This window comes from Virgibacillus siamensis, assembly GCF_900162695.1.
GTDB lineage: Bacteria > Bacillota > Bacilli > Bacillales > Amphibacillaceae > Lentibacillus > Lentibacillus siamensis_A.
The window spans coordinates 540430-563735 of the sequence record NZ_FUIH01000007.1; the positions used below are offsets into that span (position 1 = coordinate 540430).

The 23306-nt window shown below is 42.6% G+C and carries 27 protein-coding genes; 21 read left to right on the top strand and 6 right to left on the bottom strand.

Translation table 11 applies throughout. From position 1 onward, the window contains the following. Positions 1-97 precede the first annotated feature (97 nt). Complete coding sequence (locus B1K71_RS06395) at positions 98-964, bottom strand: DUF421 domain-containing protein (protein WP_077325217.1); 867 nt, start codon at positions 962-964, stop codon at positions 98-100. A 94-nt stretch (positions 965-1058) separates the two neighbouring features. Between B1K71_RS06395 and B1K71_RS06400 the strand changes: the two genes are divergently transcribed. The 10 genes from B1K71_RS06400 (at position 1059) to B1K71_RS06445 (ending at position 8700) form a co-directional block, all read left to right on the top strand. Continuing rightward, positions 1059-1382 (top strand): DUF4363 family protein, encoded by a 324-nt coding sequence (locus B1K71_RS06400; protein ID WP_245799369.1) that lies wholly within the window; start codon positions 1059-1061, stop codon positions 1380-1382. A gap of 57 nt (positions 1383-1439) precedes the next feature. Further along, positions 1440-1661 (top strand): hypothetical protein, encoded by a 222-nt coding sequence (locus B1K71_RS06405; RefSeq protein ID WP_077325221.1) that lies wholly within the window; start codon positions 1440-1442, stop codon positions 1659-1661. Positions 1662-1869: 208 nt separating this feature from the next. Next, positions 1870-3129: an argininosuccinate synthase gene (locus B1K71_RS06410; RefSeq protein WP_077325223.1), complete on the top strand. Its 1260-nt coding sequence runs from the start codon at positions 1870-1872 to the stop codon at positions 3127-3129. Then, the gene (gene argH, locus B1K71_RS06415) at positions 3126-4547 is read left to right on the top strand and encodes an argininosuccinate lyase (RefSeq protein ID WP_077325225.1); all 1422 of its coding nucleotides are present in this window, start codon (positions 3126-3128) and stop codon (positions 4545-4547) included. Before B1K71_RS06410 ends, argH begins: the two co-directional genes overlap by 4 nt. Before the next feature lie 19 nt (positions 4548-4566). Further along, positions 4567-5529, top strand: coding sequence for an ornithine carbamoyltransferase (gene argF / locus B1K71_RS06420; protein WP_077325227.1), 963 nt, complete (start codon positions 4567-4569; stop codon positions 5527-5529). A gap of 363 nt (positions 5530-5892) precedes the next feature. Further along, positions 5893-6360, top strand: a complete 468-nt coding sequence (locus B1K71_RS06425) for a DinB family protein (RefSeq protein WP_077325229.1) — start codon at positions 5893-5895, stop codon at positions 6358-6360. A 15-nt stretch (positions 6361-6375) separates the two neighbouring features. Beyond that, positions 6376-6645, top strand: coding sequence for a hypothetical protein (locus B1K71_RS06430; RefSeq protein WP_077325231.1), 270 nt, complete (start codon positions 6376-6378; stop codon positions 6643-6645). 109 nt (positions 6646-6754) lie between these two features. After that, the gene (locus tag B1K71_RS06435; RefSeq protein ID WP_077325233.1) at positions 6755-7783 is read left to right on the top strand and encodes a DUF2332 domain-containing protein; all 1029 of its coding nucleotides are present in this window, start codon (positions 6755-6757) and stop codon (positions 7781-7783) included. Between the two features lie 60 nt (positions 7784-7843). After that, positions 7844-8197, top strand: a complete 354-nt coding sequence (locus B1K71_RS06440) for a VOC family protein (RefSeq protein WP_077325234.1) — start codon at positions 7844-7846, stop codon at positions 8195-8197. A 44-nt stretch (positions 8198-8241) separates the two neighbouring features. After that, positions 8242-8700, top strand: a complete 459-nt coding sequence (locus B1K71_RS06445) for an NUDIX hydrolase (RefSeq protein WP_077325236.1) — start codon at positions 8242-8244, stop codon at positions 8698-8700. 130 nt (positions 8701-8830) lie between these two features. Here B1K71_RS06445 and B1K71_RS06450 read toward each other — a convergent pair whose 3' ends face one another. Both B1K71_RS06450 and B1K71_RS06455 read right to left on the bottom strand, forming a co-directional pair. After that, positions 8831-9214: a hypothetical protein gene (locus tag B1K71_RS06450; RefSeq protein WP_077325238.1), complete on the bottom strand. Its 384-nt coding sequence runs from the start codon at positions 9212-9214 to the stop codon at positions 8831-8833. A 110-nt stretch (positions 9215-9324) separates the two neighbouring features. Continuing rightward, positions 9325-10368 carry a C45 family autoproteolytic acyltransferase/hydolase gene (locus B1K71_RS06455; protein ID WP_077325240.1) on the bottom strand — a complete coding sequence of 348 codons (1044 nt, stop codon included), beginning with the start codon at positions 10366-10368 and terminating at the stop codon, positions 9325-9327. A gap of 210 nt (positions 10369-10578) precedes the next feature. On the opposite strand from B1K71_RS06455, the gene B1K71_RS06460 reads away from it, so the two are divergent. From B1K71_RS06460 to wrbA, 3 genes are all read left to right on the top strand, one after another. Further along, positions 10579-12273 carry a peptide ABC transporter substrate-binding protein gene (locus B1K71_RS06460; RefSeq protein WP_077325242.1) on the top strand — a complete coding sequence of 565 codons (1695 nt, stop codon included), beginning with the start codon at positions 10579-10581 and terminating at the stop codon, positions 12271-12273. A 374-nt stretch (positions 12274-12647) separates the two neighbouring features. Further along, positions 12648-13988 carry a hemolysin family protein gene (locus B1K71_RS06465; protein ID WP_077325244.1) on the top strand — a complete coding sequence of 447 codons (1341 nt, stop codon included), beginning with the start codon at positions 12648-12650 and terminating at the stop codon, positions 13986-13988. 146 nt (positions 13989-14134) lie between these two features. Beyond that, positions 14135-14746 (top strand): NAD(P)H:quinone oxidoreductase, encoded by a 612-nt coding sequence (gene wrbA / locus B1K71_RS06470; protein WP_077325246.1) that lies wholly within the window; start codon positions 14135-14137, stop codon positions 14744-14746. A gap of 72 nt (positions 14747-14818) precedes the next feature. On the opposite strand, the gene B1K71_RS06475 is transcribed toward wrbA, so the two are convergent. Together B1K71_RS06475 and B1K71_RS06480 are read right to left on the bottom strand one after the other, a co-directional pair. Next, positions 14819-15838 carry a DUF3231 family protein gene (locus tag B1K71_RS06475; RefSeq protein ID WP_077325248.1) on the bottom strand — a complete coding sequence of 340 codons (1020 nt, stop codon included), beginning with the start codon at positions 15836-15838 and terminating at the stop codon, positions 14819-14821. Positions 15839-15989: 151 nt separating this feature from the next. Next, positions 15990-16892 carry a LysR family transcriptional regulator gene (locus tag B1K71_RS06480; protein ID WP_077325250.1) on the bottom strand — a complete coding sequence of 301 codons (903 nt, stop codon included), beginning with the start codon at positions 16890-16892 and terminating at the stop codon, positions 15990-15992. A 242-nt stretch (positions 16893-17134) separates the two neighbouring features. On the opposite strand from B1K71_RS06480, the gene B1K71_RS19845 reads away from it, so the two are divergent. Further along, a complete protein-coding gene (locus B1K71_RS19845) occupies positions 17135-17299 on the top strand; it encodes a hypothetical protein (RefSeq protein WP_175631849.1) in 165 nt (54 codons plus the stop codon). 90 nt (positions 17300-17389) lie between these two features. Here the strand turns inward: B1K71_RS19845 and B1K71_RS06485 are convergent, their stop codons facing one another. Continuing rightward, a complete protein-coding gene (locus B1K71_RS06485) occupies positions 17390-17971 on the bottom strand; it encodes an LOG family protein (protein ID WP_077330077.1) in 582 nt (193 codons plus the stop codon). Between the two features lie 363 nt (positions 17972-18334). Between B1K71_RS06485 and B1K71_RS06490 the strand changes: the two genes are divergently transcribed. From B1K71_RS06490 to B1K71_RS06515, 7 genes are all read left to right on the top strand, one after another. Beyond that, the gene (locus B1K71_RS06490; protein WP_175631850.1) at positions 18335-19846 is read left to right on the top strand and encodes an alpha/beta hydrolase; all 1512 of its coding nucleotides are present in this window, start codon (positions 18335-18337) and stop codon (positions 19844-19846) included. Between the two features lie 221 nt (positions 19847-20067). Then, positions 20068-20220 (top strand): anti-repressor SinI family protein, encoded by a 153-nt coding sequence (locus B1K71_RS19625; protein WP_139343307.1) that lies wholly within the window; start codon positions 20068-20070, stop codon positions 20218-20220. A gap of 117 nt (positions 20221-20337) precedes the next feature. Further along, a complete protein-coding gene (locus B1K71_RS06500) occupies positions 20338-20523 on the top strand; it encodes a hypothetical protein (protein ID WP_077325256.1) in 186 nt (61 codons plus the stop codon). A 25-nt stretch (positions 20524-20548) separates the two neighbouring features. Then, positions 20549-20725 (top strand): hypothetical protein, encoded by a 177-nt coding sequence (locus tag B1K71_RS19850; protein ID WP_175631851.1) that lies wholly within the window; start codon positions 20549-20551, stop codon positions 20723-20725. Positions 20726-20846: 121 nt separating this feature from the next. Then, entirely contained in the window at positions 20847-21023 is a 177-nt protein-coding gene (locus B1K71_RS06505; protein ID WP_077325258.1) for a YozQ family protein, read from the top strand. A gap of 330 nt (positions 21024-21353) precedes the next feature. Then, a complete protein-coding gene (mutM, locus tag B1K71_RS06510) occupies positions 21354-22163 on the top strand; it encodes a bifunctional DNA-formamidopyrimidine glycosylase/DNA-(apurinic or apyrimidinic site) lyase (protein ID WP_077325260.1) in 810 nt (269 codons plus the stop codon). A gap of 11 nt (positions 22164-22174) precedes the next feature. Next, positions 22175-23005 carry a deoxyribonuclease IV gene (locus tag B1K71_RS06515; RefSeq protein ID WP_139343308.1) on the top strand — a complete coding sequence of 277 codons (831 nt, stop codon included), beginning with the start codon at positions 22175-22177 and terminating at the stop codon, positions 23003-23005. Positions 23006-23306: the final 301 nt, after the last annotated feature.

A 23306-nucleotide genomic window follows, 5' to 3' on the forward strand; every position in this document is an offset into this window, starting at 1 on the left:
CACCGGAATCAACCTTCCATGTGAGTTATCAACCATCATGCCCTTGGAATCAACCTTCCACGTGAGTTATCAACCTTCCATCTCAATAAAAGACGCCTTACCCCTCATTTAAATACGGCCGGATGGAGTCAATGGTTTGCTGCAGGTTTTCGGACTGTTGGGCGTACATTTTCTTGGCTTCGGGATTATCTGTCTGTAACGAATATGTTTCCAGATCCGCTTGCACTTTTTTCAGGGAAGCAGCGAGGAGCGGCTTTTGCTTAATCTTATGCTGCTTTAGATCATCGTTATATAAATCTGCATAGACATTGCCGCTGGAGTCAATTTGTGCCAAAAACACATCCTCATAATCTGTCGCACCTTGCTTCTGAATTTCACCCTTCAGCCATTCGCTGGAATAACCGAGTGATTGCAGACTCTTATCCATAAGTTTCCCATCCATGACGACAATTGCAGGGCCATGTTCTTTGTTCACAGTGATACCGAGCTGGCTGGGGGTTAGGGGCTGCTGCTCCGATTTTTTCAAAACACTTAGTTGCCCGTTCGTTTCGATGACAGCCATTTCTACATCCGTCACTTTGAATACATTTTTTTCCCGCAAAAACAGCATCAGTTCATCTATACTGACTTTACTCTTCTTCAGGTTATTTTCCAGAATTTTCCCATCCTCAATTAAGACAGTCGGTTTCCCATCCGTCAATTTTCGAAATTTTAACGATCTCAGTCCAAAAAAGGAGAGCAATACCGGGAAAAGACCCATGATGATCAGACCGACAAGACCATTGGAAATTTTTATATTTTGGTCAATTGCCATTGAAGCGGCAATTGATCCGATCGTGATTCCTACACAGTAATCAAAAAAGGTCAGCTGGGAAAGTTGTTTTTTTCCCATAATCCGTGCCATAACCATTAACAAAAGAAATGCTAAAACCGACCGGATAATAGTTAATAAAAATTCAGGCATGATGTTCCTCCATTCTTCTGATTCACATGAAATTCTTTTTTTATTATTGGACAAGATAAGGAAAAACATGTAGGAGGGTTGTATTTTGAAAAAAATGATTGTGGTTTTCCTTGGCGTATGCATGATACTGTTGACGGGGTGTCAATCTGAAAAGGCATTTTTTCATGAAATGCAGGACATTAACAAAACAGTGGAACAGAAAGACTGGGATCAGGCAAAAGCAAATGTGAAAAAACTGAGTCAACTGTATAAAAAAGAGAAATGGAAACTTCAGCTGCTGGGGGACGAGGCGGAATATGAAGGTATTAATGTTGAACTGCAAGTGCTGAAAGAATCCGTGCAGGCTAAAGACAAAACACAGACAAAAGTCTCGCTCGGAACGATACGCGGTCATTTAAAGGATATATATTCATTTTAATTGGCATTCATTTTATTGAAAAAAACGGGGATGTTATTAATAAAGGAGGTGTAAGTAATGGCTGAAGCAATTGAACGAAACGACCCGAATGCATGGGCACAGTGGGTTGGATGGATTGGAATAATTGTTGGAATTGCTGCGTTTTTCATTTCGTCATTCTGGATAGGAGCAGCTGCCATTATCCTTGGTATTATCGCACTGTGCGGTAAATCAATTACGCTTGGATGGTGGGGGATTGGTATTGGTGCCGCCGCCATCATTATTCAATGGTTTTTGTAACATGAAGTTAGATACGGAAAAGGGAGTGTTCCATTAATTTGGTACAGTCCCTTTTCTGTTTTGAAAAAACCTTCTTTGATGTAATCATATTGCCTCCCGTGTATCCGCCATTCAGGAATTTAAATAAACTTTTTTATTTTTTCTGTTGCATTTTTATTCATTATATTGCATAATAATACACAACATAATTTTCGAAGGGGAGATTCCGATGGCTAAAGATAAAATTGTACTCGCATACTCCGGAGGGCTTGATACCTCAGTCGCGGTGAAATGGCTGCAGGATAAATATAATTTTGATGTCATTGCGGTTGCACTTGATGTTGGGGAAGGTAAGGATCTCGATTTCGTTCAGAAAAAAGCACTTGAGGTCGGTGCACTGAAATCATATGTGGTGGATGCAAAGGCGCTTTTTTCCGAAGAATATGTTTTGCCGGCATTGCAGGCAAACTTATTGTACGAAGGAAAATATCCGCTTATTTCAGCATTGTCGCGTCCACTCATTGCAAAAATTCTGACTGACATTGCTGAAAAAGAGGGCGCTGTGGCGGTTGCGCACGGCTGTACCGGAAAAGGAAACGACCAGGTTAGATTTGATGTGGCATTCACTGCATTGAACCCGAATTTGCAGATTGTTGCACCAGTCCGTGAATGGGCAATGTCCCGTGGTGAGGAAATTGCTTATGCGGAAGAACACGGGATTCCGATTCCAATTCAGCAGGATAATCCATTCAGCATTGACCAAAACCTGTGGGGACGCAGCAATGAATGCGGGGTGCTGGAAGATCCATGGGCAGAGGCACCGGAAGAAGCGTATGATCTAACGACAAATCCTGTTGATGCACCAAACGAACCGCAAACTGTAGCAATTACCTTCAAGCAGGGAAAGCCGGTTGCACTTAATGGCGAAGAACTGCCGCTCGAGGAATTGATTTTATCATTAAATGAAATTGCCGGAAAACATGGCGTTGGACGTATCGACCATGTGGAAAATCGTCTTGTTGGAATCAAATCCCGTGAAATATACGAAGCACCGGCAGCATTGACATTAATTGCAGCGCATCAGGAATTGGAGGCTTTGACACTGCCGAGAGAGGTTGCACAGTTCAAGCCGACAATCGAGCAAAAATTTAACCAGAGCGTTTATGACGGTCTGTGGTATTCACCGCTGACGGACAGTCTTAAAGCTTTTATCAGTGAAACGCAAAAACATGTGTCCGGGACAGTCAAAGTAAAACTGTACAAAGGGCATGCACAAGTGGTTGGCCGTACTTCCGCAAATTCACTGTATGATTTTGATCTGGCAACTTACGATAAGGAAGATGCCTTTGATCATAAGGCCGCGCTTGGATTTATCAAGTTGTGGGGACTGCCGACGCAAGTTCATTCCGCGGTTAACAAGCAGGAAGAAACGAAAGATGATTCCACGGAAAAAATCAAATTCGATGTAAAGGAAGCAATTAAACAGTGAAACTATGGGGAGGGCGTTTTACAAAACCAACCAATCAATTAGTGGACGAATACACAGCATCAATTAGGTTTGACCGGAAACTGGCACAGTATGATATCCAGGGAAGTCTGGCACATGTGGCGATGCTCGCGGAAACCGGGATTCTTTCCGAAAAAGATGCAGCAGAAATCACAGACGGACTCCATACTGTTTCTGAAAAAATCAAAAACGGTGAAGCCGAACTGACCGAAGAAAATGAAGATATTCATATGAACGTGGAAAAACTGCTGATTGAAGCAGTTGGTCCAGTTGGCGGAAAACTGCACACCGGCAGGAGCAGGAACGATCAGGTAGCATTGGATATGCGTCTTTATTTACGGGAGATGCTCGTGGAAATCGGTCAACTGCTGCTTGACGTTCAACAATCACTTTACAAGCAGGCGGAGCGGAACATGGATACGATTTTACCGGGGTACACGCATTTGCAGCGGGCACAGCCGGTCCTGTTTGCCCATCATATGATGGCTTATGTGTTCATGTTTCAACGGGATATCGAACGAATCACTGACAGTTGGAAGCGTGTGAACCAGTCACCGCTTGGTGCAGGAGCGCTTGCCGGTACGACATTCCCGATTGATCGGGAACTGACTGCGGAAAAACTGCACTTTGACGGAATTTGTGAAAACAGCCTGGATGCAGTGAGTGACCGTGATTTTGTCGTTGAATTTTTATCTGACGCATCGCTAATTGGCGCGCATCTGTCCAGATTGTGCGAGGAGCTTGTCCAGTGGTCCAGCGCCGAATTCAATTTTGTCGAGCTGGATGATGCCTTTTGCACCGGAAGCAGCATGATGCCCCAAAAGAAAAACCCCGATGTTGCAGAACTTGTCCGGGGCAAAACCGGCCGCGTATACGGCAATCTGATCGGCATGCTGACCACGTTGAAAGGACTCCCGCTCGCATATAACAAAGATATGCAGGAGGACAAAGAAGGTATGTTTGATTCAGCCGAAACGCTGAAAGGGGCACTGGCATTGTTCGCTCCGATGATTGAGACAATGCATGTGAAGAAGGAAAGGATGTACAGCTCTGTCCGGAACGATTTTTCCAATGCGACGGACCTGGCAGACTACCTTGTCACAAAAGGAATGCCGTTTCGCGAATCACACGCGGTTGTCGGAAATATCGTACTGCACTGCATTAACAACGGCACCTATTTGCTCGATTTATCATTAGAGGAATTGCAATCATTTTCGAATCTTATTACAGATGATATTTTTGAAAAACTTGCCCCAAAAACGGTAGTCAATGCACGTGATGTGGCAGGCGGGACAGCCCAAAACCGGGTACAGGCACAGTTGGATAAGGCAGCGAATCTTTTTGAGGAAACGGCTGTCTGGATCGAGGAACATGAGCAAAAAATCGCCTTGAAATATTGAAGAGGAGCGTGACGCGAACATGATGGTAAATATGAAACAATCCAGCCCCCCCGTTGAATTATCGGGAAAAGATTTTTTAACATTAACTGACTACTCATACAGTGAACTGTCCTATTTAATTGAGCTTGCCCATGATTTAAAGAAGAAACAGAAATCCGGTGAGGTTTTCCATCCGCTTCAAGGAAAAACACTCGGCATGATATTTGAAAAATCCTCGACCAGGACCCGCGTGTCATTTGAAACAGGGATTTATCAATTGGGCGGTATGGGAACTTTCCTAAGCACAAACGATCTCCAACTGGGCAGGGGTGAACGGGTCGCTGATACAGCAAAAGTTCTTTCCGGCTACCTGGATGGCATCATGATCCGCACGTATTCACAGGCGATGGTAAAGGAATTGGCCGCTAATGCAAGCATTCCAGTTATTAACGGGCTGACTGACGTCTACCACCCTTGTCAGGTGCTTGCTGATTTGCAGACGATCGAAGAAGTCAAAGGCGGATTGAAAGGTGTGAAATTGGCATTCATTGGCGACGGTAACAACATGGCCAACTCACTTGTTCTTGGCGCAGCCATTATGGGCATGCACATCAGCGTTGCCGCACCGGAGGGATACCTGCCGGATACAGCCATTACGAAAAAAGCTGCCAAAATTGCTGCTGCTTCCGGCGCGAAAATTGAAATCACAACAGATCCGCTGCACGCTGCTGAAAAAGCGGATATCATCTATACCGATGTATGGGCCAGCATGGGGCAGGAAAACGAATCGACAGCGCGTGAACAGGCTTTTAAAGATTTTCAGGTAAACAACGAGCTGCTTGCATTGGCTAAAGAAGATGTCACTTTCTTGCACTGTCTTCCCGCACATCGCGGTGAAGAGGTTAGCGCAGACGTGATTGACGGCAAGCATTCCGTTGTGTTCCAGCAGGCTGAAAATCGCCTTCATGTCCAAAAGGCGCTAATGACTGCGTTGATGGGCTAGGTTGTTTTAGCCAAGATTTCAAAACAGATATGTTTTTTTCAGAATTAGTCATGATATTTTTTCATTCCGGCACACCAAAAGTCAGCCGCACCTTATTTAAGGGCGGCTGACTTTTTAATATGATCAAAAATAAGTTCAAATTTAACTTATTTTCAGATAAAATAGAGTTAATGTTAAAAACATAACAATATATCTTGGTTCAAACATTTAAATGGATATATTCCTCATGACCTGACACCCTCAAAAAACTTCCATTAATGTGACAGACCCATTCGGATACGTTTGGTGGGTTGCACCACAACTAAAAGATGTACCGCTTGGTCAGGTCGAAGTATAACAAAATTAAAGGGAGATGTGTCGTAAATGATTCATGCTCAAGAAGTATTGTTGGACCAGTTGCTCGCCAACGCTAATGATCCCAGCTGGTATACCTCCTTTCAGGAATCAGTGGATGGCGTTGAGGAAGAGGATGCATTTTGGAAACCGGACGAGAAAAGTCACAGTATCGCAGAAATTGTACAGCATCTTATTTATTGGAATGATGTATGGCAAAACAGATATGTGGCAGGGGATGTGCATGCAGTTCCATCCGTAAAGGACAATGCAAATACGTTTCATACTTCGGAAAACACCGGTTTTTTGGAGCTGAAAGAAAGGTTACTTGAAATATTGTTACATTGGCAAAATCTGCTGACAATAGAGAAACTTGAATCGAACGTTAAAAACTTTCCGGTTCAAACGGAATGGTGGGGCATCATTGCAAACGCTGCTACACATAATGCTTATCATATCGGACAGATAACCTATATCCGAAAAATGAAAAAAGCATGAGAAGGAGGAGCAAAAATGGATGCGGCCCAACGGGAAAATAGCAAAAGACATTTTCATATGATTATTGGTAATATTGGATTTTTGCTGATTGGGCTTGGTGTGATTAGAGTAATGGAATTATTGGACGACAGGTTGGTACAGGGATTATTATTGTTTGGATTTCTGGGCCTGGTCACTTACCTGCGTTTTTTGGAAGAAAAAATTGTCCCCAAAAAAGAAGTTATTTTAAGCTGCATCGTTTCTATTACTATATTTATAGTTTTATCAATCATTATATTAATTTAGATTAACCGCCATAAACCGGCTGATGGAAAGTTTGACAGTATACTTAGCAGTGCGGGGAATGTAGTTTGTACTTATGAAAAAACACTATTTTGGTCCGGGGGAAACGCCAATGAACAACACACCGTTATCAACACGGTTTCAAAATTTCGCTCAACTTGAATGCAAAGAATCAAGTGATCTGTATGAATTTTTATCGATTAAAATTGCAGTGGATGATGAATTGCTTGCTTTATGTGCTGAAACTGCGGTTGGCCAGCCGGTGCCTAATTTATTGTTCGGATCTGTGCATTACCTATTGTTAAAGGGCGAAGATCATCCATTAAAAGCATACTATCCAAGCATCATTGATCATCCCAGAAAGATTGATAACGAAACGTTTAGCTGTTTTAAGGATTTTTGTGCCCAATATAGCGATGCGATTGTTTTTTTGCTGAAAAATAAGCTGGTACAAACGAACGAGGTCAGACGCTGTGCATACCTGTACCCGATATTTGCTTACATCTATCGTAAAGCAGAAAAACCATTATCGCTGATTGAAATTGGAACGAGTGCAGGACTGCAGCTGCTGTGGGACAAGTATTTCTATTCGTACGGTACGGATGAAATAGCCGGAGATAAGTATTCGGATGTACATATCACTTCAGAAATCAGAGGAGTAAACATGCCGAAAATTCCGCCTGTCAGCCCTCCCGTTGCGTCAAAAACAGGGCTGGATCTGCACGTCAGTGATCTTCGCAATCCGGAAGATTATTTGTGGTTGAAGGCCTTAATTTGGCCGGAGCACAGAGAACGTCTACAGTTATTTGAACAAGCTGCAGAATGCTTTAAGAATAATCCGGTGGAACTTATTGAAGGGGATGGGGTTGAATTGCTGCCGAATGTGGTGGAATCACTTCCAAAAGATACAGTCATCTGCATCTTCCATACACATGTTGCCAATCAGTTGCCGAATGCCGTTAAGCAAGACTTAATGGAAAAAGTAAAAAAACTTGGGAGCAGCCGGGATGTTTTTCACCTTTACAATAACATGTGGGATCGGCAGCTCCACCTTGATTCATTTATCGATGGTGTGGAAAATACACAAATAATCGGTGAGACAGATGGACATGGCAGGTGGTTTGAATGGAATGTAATGTGAACAGAAGAAAAGGTGAACTGCAAAATTATTATGCTGTTTTTTTGAAGGAGGAACCGAACAATGAAAACAAGTTTATTACATGTTCGCATCAATGTGCAAAATCTGGAACGCGCTGTGAAGTGGTATGAAGATGTTCTGGGGTACAAAGTTGCTGCTTCATGGCCGCCGGAGAAACCAAATTATGTACACTTTGAAGCGGGAAGAGGGGCCATGTTCGGGTTGATGGAACATAAGAATTTTCCTTCTCCAGGCCGTTTTAATTTCTATGTTAACGATGTGGATGAACTGTGGGAAAAATTAAAAGGTAAAGTGGAAATTTTGGAAGAACTGTTTTCCACACCTTATGGAAGCAGGAAGTTTACCATTCTTGATATTGACGGAAATGAACTGGGATTTGTGCAGGATAATTTATAAAGGAAATTTCGCATCGGATTAATCGATTTAAAAGGAGCATCAGCATGGGATATGTGGAAGAATTACGTGAGTTGGTCGGTCAACGGCCAGTACTGTTTGTCGGAGCGGTTGTGATTATTGCAGATGACAGCGGCCGGTTATTGCTGCAACAGAGGCGGCATCCGTACGGCAGTTGGGGACTTTCCGGCGGATTGATGGAATTGGGGGAATCTACTGAAGAGGCAGCGAAACGGGAAGTTTTTGAGGAAACAGGTCTGAAGGTATGGGACTTGAACCTGATGAATGTATATTCTGGAGCAAAAAACTTTGTCAAAGCTGCAAACGGGGATGAATTTTACGTTGTCACTATTGCTTATTATACAAACTCATTCAAAGGGAAGCTGAATGTTGATCCGGCTGAATCGATAACGGTTGATTTCTTTTCGCCGGATGCATTACCGAAAAATATCGTGAAAGGACACCGTGAAATACTGGATGAATTTTTGACAATGAAGGATGTATGAAACGCTTCGTAATTTATTAGGGAAAAAGACATCCGTGGTGCAGTTGAAAAGGCACGGGAAATAAAGTCTGAAGTCCCATTTGAACCAACAGGCGCTTTTCACGACATAAAGCGCCTGTTTTCCTTAAAAATTAAGTTCCCCACTTGAGTGTAATTTTCATTCCGCAGCAGTTGCCGCCTTGGCTCACTGCCGGGGATTGCAGGTGAAAGTTAACGCCTGTTGGGGTGTAGCGGGTTTTAACCGGAACATACAAGCCTTCAATCGAATAAACGAGACGATCAACTTCTGTCTGATTGCCGACCTGTGCAGCCGTCATAATTTTGCTGGAATATTCACTGAGACTTAATTGTTCCAATAAAATACCGCCCTGATGCATTAATACCTGAAATTCTTTTACAGATTGTGCCAGGATGGTTGTATCAACAGGAGGATATTCATTTGCCAGCCGGTTGTAAGCTGGCGGCGGTATTTGGAAATAAGGAAATGCCGGATGGTTCCAATGCCGATAGCACATAATTGGCCCCCTTTAGTTTTGACTTACTCCTACAGCTTATGGCGGAATGCCCGGACAGCGTTACAATGGCAAAATAAAAAGCCGTGGTGCTGATACCCGGCTTAACAAATTCATTCCATATTAATAAACGGCTCCGGAAATTCAAGTTCACCCTTAACCCGTTTCACATGCATGTCTTTACCGTTCAGCCATTCCCGAAAATCAAAAATGACCGGTTTTCGGTCCGGACCGATTACAAACCACGCTTTCAGTTCTTTGGGAAAATACACAGATGTGTGGATGGTACCTGCCGCTGCATCGTATTTTTTGGAAAAAACACCGTATTTCATACTATTCATCACACGAAATGCTTCATACGGATTCGTTGTAAATTGCTGCCGGTTCCGGATTCTTTGTTCCCGCTCACGTGTTTCCTCCTGTCTGTAACGGTTTTCTTCATCAAGCAAATGGAAATGGTTCGTGCACACATTCGATTTCCGTACTGCAACTTGTCTTGGCGAAGCTTCGATGACATACGATTCGCCGGACTGATCCAAAAGTACATAGCTGAACGAGTGCCGGTGCGGGATTTCTTTTAACAGCGAAATGGCTTCACCCACATTCGCGCACGTTTCCAATATCAAGCGTCCAATCATATTACATAAAAACCCGTCTCCTGATTTTTTGCTGTGCGTGAAATTATATCCCATCACAAGACCTTTCTCATTCATACCATCAATCCGTCCGGTGATTTGCATGGACGGACCGATCACAGCATATCCATGATCTGTCGGTTCATACAACAGATAGCGTCCTTCATAGCCTTTCGGGTGGCTGTCGTAATTGCGTACCATGTAATCCGAATCTGTAAAAATCGAGCAACCGCTCCGGACAAATTCCAGATAATAACCGCCGAACAGACGAAAAGCTTTGTCCATTTTCATGTTCAGTGCATCCGCAAGCCCGCGGATTTCATCGAGGATAGCAGGGGCAATCGCTGCCATAATACGTTTATAGTTTTCAGGGTCGATAATAAAGTGCCGATCTTTTTTCGGGCCCCACTGTTTTTCACGATTCTGTAAAATAGGGGAGGCCTTTAAATGGTTACCCTGCGTATAACCGAAGTCATAGTGGGTCCCGCGAAATTGGTAAACGTCACTGTAGAACGGTTCCATCGCACAAATTCCTCTCTGGCATTTACTATTCACAGTGTACTTGATGTGAAGGTGAATGCAAATTTTAAACACTAGCAAAGCAGGAATTTTTTTATGGGTAATATTGAAATAATTCGTATTTATGTATACAATTATTTTTAGGATGATATTGCAAAAATATTTATAGTTTTGTAAATATTATCCATAAAAATTTTACAGGAGGATTGATTTATGCGAAATGGGAAATCATTTTTTATCTTGTTTACGTTACTGCTTGTTATTGGTTTAGTGCTCGCAGCATGCAGCAATGACAGCGGCGGTTCAGATGCAGGCGATGACAGCGGGGACAAAACAGGCAAACAAAACAAGGAACTTGCTTCCAAACAGGTGCTGAATTTTGTTTCAAGTTCGGACTTGCCGAATATCGACCCGTCAACAGCTACTGATGTGACATCATTCGGTGTTATAAATAGGACGCACGTCGGGTTAATTTCAATTGAAAAAAAGAAAGCGATTCCAGATATGGCGGAAGCAATGCCTGAAGTGAATAAGGATAAGACAGTTTACACGTTCAAAATTCGCGATGATGCAAAATGGTCGAATGGTGATCCGGTAACAGCAAGTGATTTTGTATTTTCATGGAGAAGAGTATTGAAGCCGGAAACTGCTTCACAATATGCGTACATCATGGATGCTGCGAATATTAAGAATGCGGTCGAAATTATGGATAAACAGAGTGACCTTTATGGAAAAGTTGAAAAGCTGGGGGTAAAAGCACTTGATGACAAAACATTGCAGGTGACACTTGAAGAGCCGACTCCTTTTTTTATCAGTCTGATGTCATTTGTAACGTTTGCGCCGCTTAATGAAGATTTTGTAAAAGAGCAGGGCAATAAGTTCGCCAAAGAACCGAAAAATATGCTTTCCAATGGTCCATACATATTATCAGGCTGGAAGCACGGATCAAGCTGGACATTGACAAAGAACGACAAGTACTGGAATGCAGAGAAAGTAAACATTACGGAAGCAAACTATAAAGTTGTAAAATCACAGAATACGCAGCTGAACCTGTATAAATCCGATGATATCCAAATGGATGGTCTTTCGGCAGAACAGGTCAATGCATACAAAGATAAGCCGGAATTTCATTCAATCCCCGGAAACGGAATTTTCTGGTGGAAATTGAATGTCAAAACCGTACCGGAATTTAAAAATGAAAAAATACGTAAAGCAATGTCGATGGTCATCAACCGTGAAAATGCGGTAAAAGTCCTATTGAATAACGGTTCCATCGCTGCACAATATGCCGTTCCAAAAGATTTCGCAACCGGACCGGATGGAAAGGACTTTCGTGAAGGGGTGGAAGATTACTTGCCAGGCGGTGTGGAAGAGGCAAAAAAACTATGGCAGGAAGCAAAGAAAGAAGAGGGCATCGATACACTTGAACTGGAGTATTTAACAACAGACAGTGACGTTGCCGGTGAACTTGCCGAGTATTTTGCCAATCAGCTCGAAAAATTGGAAGGCATGAAAGTCACTATCAAAAAGCTCCCATGGAATGCTTATCTCGAAACAGATACTAACGGTAATTATGATATTGGAGCCGGTGCAGGATGGTTCCCGGATTACAAGGATCCAATGACATTCCTCGGCTACTGGTACAGTGACAATCCGAACAATACGACCGGCATGGAAATCGATGATTATGACAAATTAATTGAAAAAGCACGCAGTCTCGGTGCAAAGCCGAAAGAACGCTGGAAAGTACTGAAAGAAGCAGAAAAAGTATTGATTGAAAACGCCTATGCGATTCCAACTTATCAAAGCGGAAGCGCCACACTCGTCAAATCATATGTGGAAGATATCGTATTCCAGAACTATGGATACTCCACCTACTATCGCGAGGCAAAAATTTATCAGCATTAATCTGTAATGAAAGGATCCATTTTGATGCAACTGTCAAAATGGATCCTTCTTTGATTACTGGAAATCAACCTTCCCGTTGTGTTTATCAACCTTCATTCGGAAGGAATCAACCTTCAAAGGGAATTTATCAACCAAAATTGGCCCGGAATCGACCTTCCTCTCAATGTTATCAACCTTCGACAACCGGGAATCAACCTTCAAATATATTCCAATAGATTAGAGAAAATGTGACTGTACTGTGGCAGGATAGAAATGAGTACTAATATTCCATTGCATTATGGTATAATACTGGATACATGAAAATATTTTTGAATTCAGTTATTTGTTTTCCTGGACAGGAGAACATTTTTTTAAAAGTTTTGGAGGGGTAATGATTGACAGTTGCGTTAGCAATTCTTGTCTTATTGATTGTTTTAAACGGGTTTTTTGCAGCATCGGAAATTGCTTTGGTTTCGCTGAATGAAAGTAAAGTGGAACGGCAGGCTGAAAGTGGTGATAATAAGGCTAAAAAGGTTTATGATCTGATAACTGAACCAAGCCGCTTCCTGTCGACCATTCAAATAGGTATCACATTGGCAGGATTTCTGGCAAGTGCATTTGCAGCTGATTTCTTTGCTGATCCGATTGCACAAGGGCTGCAGGATATGGGGGTTCCACTTTCACCTTCCATACTTCAAACAATTGCAGTCATCGGTACAACCATTGTTCTTTCGTATTTTACACTCGTATTCGGTGAGTTGGTTCCAAAACAGCTTGCTCTGCAGAAGTCTGAACCGATTGCAAATTTTGCGGCAACACCGCTGACATGGTTATTCAAAACTTGTTTGCCTTTAGTTAAGTTCCTTAGCTTTTCAACGAACACAACAGTAAAGTTATTTGGAGTTGACCCGAATGCCGAGAACGAGGAGGCAACGGAAGAAGATATTCGATTGATGGTCGATGATGGCGGAAAAAGAGGTACAATCCAACAAGCTGAAAAATTAATGATAAACAACATTTTTGAGTTTAATGATAAAACAGTATCAGATATTATCACACACCGAACTGAAGTGTCAGCACTTGCCGTGGATGCAACGTTACGGGAAACAGTCCAGTTGGTAAATTCGGAAAGGTACACAAGATTTCCGGTGTATGAAGGTGATATGGACCATGTTATCGGACTTCTGCATTCAAAAGATTTGATTCAATTTTTGGATTCGGAGGATAAAAGTACGTTTTACCTGAAAGATATTATCCGGAATCCTTATTTCGTTGTGGAAACGCAAAATCTGGATGTTATTTTCAGAGAGATGCAGCAAAACAATATGCATATTGCCATCGTCCTTGATGAATACGGAGGTACAGAAGGACTAATCACAATTGAGGATATTATCGAAGAAATTGTTGGAGACATTTTCAGTGAACATGTTGGACTTGAAATCATGAAGGAAGAAGAGGAAATCAAGCAAGTCGGCGAAAATAAGTTCGCCATACTGGGCACGATTCATTTACATGAAGTGGAAGATTCATTGGATATGGAACTTCCCACCAGTGATTTTGATACGTTGAGCGGATTTCTGATCGGCAAGCTCGGTTACTTCCCTCAAGCAGGGGAGCAGCCGAAGATTCACTATGGCAATGTTATTTTTGAGGTAAATGAAATAACACCAAAACGAATTGAACGGGTTACGGCAACAATTGTTGAACAAACCGATGACGATATAAAAAGTGAATAATGATAAAAGTCAGCCTTGCGAAGGGGCTGACTTTTTAATTATCTAGCTACGTTCAGCTCCAGCGCTTTTGATTCTAGCCTGAATGGTGATGCTCATATTGGGAATATTAAACTTGTTAAATGAACTAATAAAGGAGCGAATTTGCGTTGGGACAAGTTAAATTAGCAGTTATTTACTACAGTTCAACCGGAACAAACTATCAATTGGCGCAGTGGGCTAAGGAAGAAGCGGAGCAGATGGGAGCAGAGGTGAAGCTTGTTAAAGTAGCGGAATTGGCACCGGAAGCAGCGATTGCCGGTAACCCTGCATGGAAAGCACACGTTGATGAGACGAAAGATGTTTCGGAAGCGACTACCGATGATCTTTTGTGGGCAGATGCATTCATCTTCAGTATGCCAACCCGTTTTGGCAACCTGCCTTCACAAATGAAGCAGTTTCTTGATACAACCGGAGGAATTTGGGCACAGGGCAAACTAATGAATAAGGTGGTCAGCGGAATGTCCTCCGCGCAAAATCCGCACGGCGGACAGGAACAGACTGTTCTGGCTCTATACACAACGATGATGCACTGGGGAGCAATTATAGCCGCACCAGGCTATACGGATCCATCACTGTTTGCTGCAGGCGGGAATCCATACGGCACAAGTGTAACCGTTGATCAGGACGGCAATATGGCCGAAGATGTTCAGGCTGCAGTGAAACATCAGGCAAAACGTACCCTGCAAGTTGCTGAATGGGTAAAGAACGGAAATCAATAGTAAAGTAAGGAGCTGACCAGGCCACGGTCAGCTCCTTTTAAAACTTTTCTTATAATGCACAAGCAGTTCGTCTTAGTGCTGCCCTTTAGTTCTTGCCAGTTTTTCCCGATTTTTAGTTCCCGGCGGTTGCTCCAGCCAGTTATTTTTAATCATGATATCGGCTCCGCTTTTAGCAAGTGCACTTACTTCCAAAGATAAACGTTCGTAATTGAGTGCTAAGTCTGTTCGTTGACTGGCTGCCATTGCAGTGGCATAGTTTCCTATTCCGGCAGCAGTTAATAGTGAAATATGAAACATCATCAGTTTATCTGAAAAGGTTTTGGTTGTGGAATCACTAACTGCAACATCGGGTACGTGAGGGGCCTGTATATCATCCTTTAAAAGTTTATCGACAAATGTTTTAATGTGTCTTTTCGATGTTTTTTTACCGCGAAGCATGAATTCCTGCACTTCTTTTGCAGGTGATGTTTGTGCAAAGGCAAGGCACATTTTTACACCTATTGAATTAGTTGTGATGTTCATATATAAATATGAAATTTCAACTGCATTCAAAGGTCGTTTGCTGCTAAACGGGTTCAAGCCGCTCATATATTTTTTACTGTCCACATAGTCTGTTTCTTTAGGGGTTTCGATGTAAGGCGGTCGCGCATTCACCCCTTTTCGGAGTGCAATTTTAAGTGACTTCCTATAAAGGTTATTCGTTTCATGTAACGCGTGTGAAAAGTACGTGCATATATCTTCTCTGTAACTCAATGAAACCATTCCGCTGTATGAAAGCATTCCTACATTTGACATGTGATTCACATATGTTAAGCAAAATATGTCAGTAAACAGCCATGGAGCATTAATATTCACATCTTTTTCGTTAAAGCCGTTCGGAATGCTGTAATGTTCATCCTCAAAAATGGCTGTTAATTTTTCAAGATGACCGCAAGAAATATCGTAAGCATCTTGTACCGCCGGTTTTATGTCACCATCCTGAATATGCTGCAGCATGTATCCCAATACACATTTTGCCATACTATCATTCATATACGCTGTCCAGAGTGCGGCAATTTCCGACGACGTTAAATGAATCCTTTCTTCGCTCATGAAGTTCCCTCCAAGTTGACTAAGTTATATGTATTATGCACAATGGCTGTAATTTTTATGAAAATTACTATACTGGAGGGAACTGCTGGCTACTAATTGGAAGTATTGTCAATCTGAGAAATGAATCTCTGTTCCATAACCTTTCTGAAACTTATTGAAATTGCTGCAGCCGCATGAAAAACTTTTTTGCAAAAGCGTAAAAAACTTTTTCTGAAGGTGCCAGACTTTTTTCTTTCGGTTTAATTATGCCTACTGATCTTTTGACTTCAGGAATATCGATGGGAATTTTAACAGTCATCTTTGGAGTGGACTCGTGGAAGGTGCTTTCCGGCAATAAGGTTACCCCAATACCCGCGGCGACCAGCCCCTTGATAGCGTCCAGATCTTCTCCTTCTGATGAAATGTGTGGAGCAAATCCCGCCTGTTTGCATGCTTCTGAAAGGATTTCCTCCAAGACAAAACCTTTGGGAAAACTGACAAACTCATCTTTTTTCAGGTCGCTGAGATGCAGACTGCGCCTTTCTGCCATCGGATGGGAGATAGGCAGAAGCGCCAGGATGTTTTCGGTGAATAAAATGTCACCCTCAATTTCAGGTTCGTTCCGGGGGACAGGCCCAAGAAATGCTACATCAATATCACTGTTCTTTACGGATTCGATTAGGAAATTATACGACCCCTGACGTAAATGGAACCGCACATCCGGATACTCCGCCTTAAAAGCGGATATAACACTTGGCATCAGGTGATTTGATAAACTTGTCGGAAAACCAATTTTAATTGTTCCTTGTTCAGGATCCAAATATTCATCGATTTGCTTTTTCGCATTTTCAATGGCCTTCAAGGCAATCTCTGTATGTGTATAAAATATTCTTCCTATTTGTGTCAATTTGACATTTCTGCCTTCCCGCTCAAATAAAGAAACCCCAAGTTCTCCTTCCAAGTTCGCAATCTGTCTGCTGACTGCAGATTGTGCAACGTGCAAGTGAACTGCTGCTTCTGATACATGCTCTCGTTTGGCCACTTCCATAAAATAACGTAATTGACGCAGTTCCATAATAGTCACCTTCTTTAATTATCTCAAAAACAGATCAATCCTATCTAAATTATATAGTCTTTAGAATGATTTGGAAACTGTATAATTCGACCTGCAGGAAATGGTAAAAATTACCTCACCTAAAAATTCCGATTATGTGACAGACAGCAGCTTTTAGTGTAAGCTATAACTATAATGCTGAATAATCTGAAAGAGTTGTATAAAGAAAAAGAAAAGATATTCACTAGGGGGATGTAAGAAAAATGGTAGCAGAAAAAAAGACATATGATGATAAACAGATCAGGATTGACCCAACGCTGCACCGTGAACTGAAGATTCTCGCACTGCAGAAAGATGAGTCTCTGAAAAAAGTTGCTGACGATGCCATTGCGATGTATTTGAGATATGAAAAAAACCATTCACAATAATGGCGCTGTAAACATAATAAACTGAAAAAAATCAATAAAACCACCCGCTTGCAAAGTTCACAATTTCGGGTGGTTTTTTGATGAATACAATTAAGTTTGTTTCCGGTTGATATACGTCCTGACTGCAGGCGGTTCATATGAAATAAACTTGTCGAGCAGCGCAGTCGGCGATTTATCGACCAACGCCATTTCACGGAATTGTTCTTGTAAAAATTCTTCATCGGCCATATGATGAATAAGCTTAATCAGCGGGTCATAATAATGGTTAATGTTTAGAAGGCCACAAGGTTTCTGATGCATTCCAAGCTGGGCCCAGGTAAGTACTTCAATAAATTCTTCGAGTGTTCCAGTTCCGCCGGGCAAAGCCATAAAGCCGTCCGCAAGTTCAGCCATTTTCGCTTTTCGTTCATGCATTGATCCGACAACCTGCAGTTCTGTTAAATGCTGGTGCGAGATTTCTTTTTCCACAAGCATTTTGGGAATAATTCCGATTACTTTGCCGCCATTTTTCAAAACAGTATCCGCTACTACTCCCATTATGCCAATGCTTGATCCGCCGTATACAAGCGTAATGTTCCTGTTGGCAAGCTCCTGTCCGAGCAGTACAGCACCGTTTTTGTATACGTTTGATGCTCCGCTGCTTGAACCACAAAATACAGCTATATGTTTCATCGTAACCACCATCCAGTTTGAAAAATAGGTTGTCTTCATTATACCGGTTAATCGAACAGTCTGCACAATGTTCTCTATGGACGTTTTCACAAAAACAAAATAAAATGTGAATCCATTCAAAAAGCTGTCAAGCAAAAATAAAGTTACTGCGCAAAAAGATGTATACCCTCATTGAAATTGGGATTTTTTTCTAGTTTCTCATTCTAAAGTCTGCTACTATAGGTATATAGATATAGTAAGTTCCTTTTTAGGGCTGTGCAAGTTATTGCATAGCCTTACACGTATAATACTACATAGACGGTAACACTGCTGTATTCGAATTCCGAAATTTCCCGGGGAATAATAACGTTGGGAGTGTTGATGATGCCGTATTTGAAACGTAAAAATGTATCGATTCACTATGAAAAACTTTGGTCGGAAAATTCATATGCGGGGGAGACGATTATCCTAGTGCATGGGTTAGGGCCGGATATGAACAGTTGGCGGTTTATTCTTCCTGGTTTTCTGCAGCATTATCATGTTTTTTTATATGACATTCGCGGGTTTGGGGAAAGCGAGGCGGGCGATGAGCCGCTGACACTTGATCTGCTGGCTGATGATCTGGACTTTCTCATTCGGGAATTTAATATCGGTCCGTATCACCTGATAACTCAAGGTGTTTCCGGTTTTGTCGGGGTAAAGCATGCAGGAAGGCAACATGAAGGAAATCTTCGGACCCTGACATTGATGACGGCCCCGGTATATTTCCCGAAAAAGCTTGGTAATAAAATTATTCAACAGCGAAGAGACTGGGTAGAAGAAGCTGGCTCATTATATCCGCTGGCAAAATCAATTATCACACAGAATTGTTATCCGCTCACCGAAGAAAAGGCGTCCATTCTGTTTCAAGCATATGCAAAAGTCACCCCGGACGTTTATTTTCAGTTATTCGTGAATCACTTTGAGGACAATGCAGCGGAGCAATTAGGAAAGGTAAATGTTCCGACGCTTTTGCTTTCAGGCGCAGAAGATGACGTTTACCCGCCGGAATTGTTTGCCGCCAGCACCCACTTGTACCCGGATGCAAGGCATTTCATTGTGCCGAATGCCGCATTTATGATGCAGATGGATCAGCCGAAGCTCGTGTCCGCTTGGGTACACCAATTCATTGAAAAAGCAACCGATAAACGGACACATCCGGACAACACGTACCGTAGAACACTGAATAGTGAAATTTACAGGGAAATCAATGATATGCACGTCAGCGATGCACCTATCAACTTGCATGTAAACATCATGAACGGGTTCAGCGTGTTGCTCAACGAAAAGCGAATTGACGGTCAGTGGGGCAAACGAAAGGCAAAGCAGCTGCTCGTCTATCTTGCCTTGAAACAGTCGGCAACACGCGATGAATTGTGCGATACATTCTGGCCGGATACCGATTTGAAAGGTGCGAAAAATAGTCTGCGCGTTGCATTGCACCATCTCAAAAAAACACTCGAGACAACAACAAACAGAGCTGTTTTAAGCGGGGATAAAGAGTATATATATTTACGCGGTGATATACATTCCGATCTGCATCAGTATATGGAAAAAATCAAGCATGCACACGAAATGGAAAACGATGTCGCCAGGGCAGCATCTTATGAGCAACTGCTCCGGAATGCAATGGATAACCCTATTCCGGGATTATATGATGAGTGGTTTATGGAACTGCGCGACCACCTGGAAAACGAACAAGGCACGATGGCGCTGTTCCTTGCCGACTTTTATGAAAAAACGAATGACCGCACTGCCTGTATGAACTATATGAGAATGGCGGTGCGCTATTATCAGTATGATGTGCATCTGCAGGATCGGCTGGCAGCACTGGAAGAAAGGCTTCGGAGCGGGTGATGACTTTTTGGAAAAATGTTCATTTCCATCCGGTAATGAATCGGTAATGCGGGATATGGTAGCTTCATAATAGACTAATCCTACTATTGCGTATGCCGCAAAACATGATCGGAAAAGGCAAATACAACGTAATCGCAGGACTACATGCCGGGTCCTCAAATAGAGACATGATTACATCGGAACTGCCTGCGGTACACATGTATCAGAAGGAGGAGCGTATGATGGAATGGCACGGGAAACTGGATGATGAGTGGATCATCCTGATCAAGGCAGCAAGGGAAATGGGATTGAGCGTTGATGAAATACGAAAGTTTTTACAGGGGGACACTCAATTAGAAAAAATGGCGAAACCATGCCATCCTAATCATGGCTGAACCTGGTAACGGGGGGAATCGTATCGATATGATACGGTTTTTTTGTTTGCACTTGGATATAGCTTGTACCGCTATCCTTTGGTAAGCTGGAATTAGAATAGTGGGGAGGAAAATAATATGAATTCTGAAAAGAAATGTCACAACTGCGGTGGAGATGCATTTACAGAGGCGATGGATTACATCAATCTCCGGCCGGCAGACAAGAAAATGGCAGTAGGAACGGAAAAAGTGTATACGATTTGCCTGGATTGCGGAGAAGTTGTATCGATAAAAGTGAAAGACCCGAGTAAGCTGCGGGACTGAATACATAAAGAGGGGGAAAAAGAGCGTGGGCAAGAAATCAGCTGTTTGGATTGTTTTAGGGTTGCTGTTCATCGCAGGTATCCTGGATATCAAATACCGGGGATTATTTTTCCGGATGCTGCCATGCCGAATACAGCACAAATTAACGGAAGTGTTTCAGCATGAAGACTGCCGCTGCAGTTGCGGTCATTCACAAAAATAAGTTACAGAACGGATGAAAAGTACTGGGTTCCATCGAGGTTGAATCCGGTATTTTTTACTGTATGAAAAGACCGCTTTGATGCAGAATAACATATAATGCAACATCAAATGGAGGGTTATGAATGCCGGACAAACGAAAGAACCGGATCGACAAAAAGGACAGCAGTAAGATTGCAGAACACAACTATGACTCATCGTATTATCAAGGGAAAGACCAGTTTGAAAAGGGACTTGCCGAGACTCATGAACAAGTGTCAGATGACTATAAAGAAGGAACCATCGATCAGAAATCGGATTGAAAACGAGAGGCCGGGACAAAAGTGTATTATCAAAAGAAAAAGTCGAACAAACAAATTAGAAAATGCTGCGTATAGCCGCTCCGGAAATATACTTCGCTTTCACTTTCGAGCATAAGTGCGACATCTGCTCAAGCAAGCTTTCGCAGTGTCTTCTTTACCGCGGGCAGCTGCTGAGCCTCCTCGTGCTTACGCACTGCGGGGTCTCACCTAGGCTTTTCCTCCCGCCGGAGTCTCCGTATATTTCCTACGCTAATTTTCTAATTGTTCGTCTTTTGAATTACACTTTTTTGATGTGTCCCAGCCTCTTTACATAAGTTTGGAGGATGACACATGCCGGAACTGCCAGAGATGGAAACATACAAATTACTGCTAACCCAAAAAATTGGCGGGAAAACAATTACCGGTGTAACCATTAACCGGGATAAATCAATCAACGTAAAACCGGAAGTCTTTCAACAGCACGTCCAAAATCAGAAGGTGACATCGATTGAACGGCGGGCCAAGTACATACTGTTTCATCTGAACAGCGGTTCAACCTTATTGCTGCATCTTATGCTCGGCGGCTGGATGTTTTATGGAACTGCCGATGAAAAGCCGGATCACACCGTGCAAGTGCAGTTATCCTTTGGTGATGATCACCTCTATTTTATCGGACTGCGCTTAGGGTATCTGCATTTGGTGTCAGCGGAAGCACTTCAGGAGGAGTTGAATGATTTGGGTCCGGAACCATTGGATGTAAACTTCTCCCTGAATGACTTTCAAGCTTTAGTCAAAGGAAGACGAGGCAAACTGAAAACAACGCTAATTGACCAGGATTTTCTATCCGGAATCGGCAACCGATATTCTGATGAAATCGCCTGGCATGCCCGGCTTTTGCCAACACGGACAATGGACGAACTTTCCTCTGACGAACAGTTGCAGTTATATCAATCGATTCGCTTCATCCTTCAACAGGCCATTACCTATGGCGGAGCAGCCGATGAACCGTTTTTCCAGGAAGATACGAAAACTGGGGGATACATCGGGAACGAATATGTTTACAACCGGGAAGGTGAAGCATGCAAACGATGTGGCGCAGAAATCAGGAAAGATGAAATTTCATCCCGTAAATCATTTTATTGTACACAATGTCAGCAGTAGGTGAAGATGTAATGAAATTTGGCAGTCATGTATCAATACGAGAAGGATATTCGGGCGCAGCAAAACAGGCAGCAGCGATGAATGCCTCCGCCTTTCAATACTTTCCCAAAAACCCGCGAAGTCTGTCTGTAAAAAACTTCAGCAAGGATGATGCGCTGGCATGTAAAGCGTTTTGTGCGGAAAAAAATCTTGAATCTATTGCCCACACACCATATCCCACAACATTAACTCCAAAAACCGATAAGAAAAGAGAAGACGTTATCCTGTCACTCCACAATGATATGGAAATTGCCGCTGCATGCGGGTCAATCGGTGTCGTTGTCCACTTCGGCAAGCAAATCAGTGATGATCCGCTTGCAAGTTACCGATTAATGATTGACATGCTTGACGAGGTACTCCGTGATTGGGAAGGGAACTGCAAAATATTACTGGAAAACACCGGAGGAAAACCCGGGTCAACTGGAACAACACTGGAAGAACTTGTCCAAGTTCGCCACTTATCGGAGCACTCTGAAAAAATAGGCTTCTGCCTGGATACCTGTCATGCTTTCGCAAGCGGACTGTGGAACGGTAAAAACTGGGATGAGGTGTTGAAAAACGGAATCGAACTGGGCTATTTTAAAGAATTGAAAGCAATCCATTTAAACAATTCCAAATATCAAACCGGTTCCGGAAAAGACAGGCATGCCAATATTTTTGATCATGGTTATATTGCAACGGAACAATTTGATGAGCTGATGCAAACACCGGAATTAAGGAATGTACCGTTTGTTTTGGAGACGCCGAAAGAGACAGTTTCGCGTAAGGAAGAGATAAAGATGCTGCAAAAGCGGTGGGGATAGTGAGAAACGCAAACCGACCAAAAATGCAGTCGGTCGGTTCGGTGTCTAACTGGGAATTCCTGATAGGATGGTGAAATTTCCCGATAGAAGTACAATTTCCATGATAGATTCCAATCAATTGCAAGCGCAAACAATCTGAGTTTAAATGAAAAATATACACGTAATGACGCAGCCAATCTATGAATATATTTATTGTACCTGGTCTTGTTTGGAGGCTGATCGCAAGCTTCCTCCAAAATTGGAAAAGCTGTGTCGACAGTGATGGAAATCAAATTAAGGCAATTGTTGGATGGGGGTGAAG